Source organism: Nitratidesulfovibrio oxamicus (assembly GCF_015731765.1).
GTDB lineage: Bacteria > Desulfobacterota > Desulfovibrionia > Desulfovibrionales > Desulfovibrionaceae > Cupidesulfovibrio > Cupidesulfovibrio oxamicus.
The window spans coordinates 1-639 of record NZ_VRYY01000739.1 but is presented as its reverse complement, the minus strand read 5'-3'; the positions used below and the strand labels follow the sequence as shown (position 1 = coordinate 639).

Below are 639 nucleotides of genomic sequence, written 5' to 3'. Positions count from 1 at the left end.
TGCACAGTTGCGGCCAGGGCTTCAGGAAGACCGCCGCCGCATGGCGCAACGCGGCGCGCGCGCCCTCTCCGCCAGGCTGACCCCCACCCTGTCCGGGGGTTTGCCCCGCGATCCGGGCCGCGTGGGCCACGGTGTCGAGCAGGGCGTGCAGGGCGTACAGCAGGTCGAAATAGAGCAGGCGCGGGTCTGCCGCGCGCGAGCGCAGCATGCGTTCGCGCATGGAGTACAGCACCACGTTCAGCACCTCGTCCAGCGGGCGGCCCTCGTCGAGGGCGGCCTTCATGTGATGGCCCTGCCAGCGCCAGCCGCGGCGCACCATTTGCAACCGCCCGATGCGCCGCACCTCGAAGGCCTCCACCCCGCCCACGGCCCACAGCAGATAGCCGTTGTCGCGCAGGCGGCGCGAAAGGTAGGCGTCCTGGCCGTAGCGTTCCTCATAGCCGGAAAAGCCGCCCACCGCCTCGAAGGCGTCGCGCCGGGCCAGCCAGGCCCCGCCGGGCAGGAACGGCACGGAACCGGCGGCCCCCCGGTTGAGAGTATAGGTAAGCTCCAGGTAGCGCGAGAGCAGATCGTCGCCGGTGCTGGGGCGGATGGCGGTGCCCGCCATGCCCACGCCGGGCCGGGCCGCGGCGGGCAGGC

Annotated in this window: 1 pseudogene; it reads right to left on the bottom strand. The window is 72.9% G+C overall.

Annotation, left to right across the window (positions count from 1 at the left end):
• Positions 1–639, bottom strand: a pseudogene (locus FVW20_RS17995) (glycosyltransferase); the annotation flags it as partial.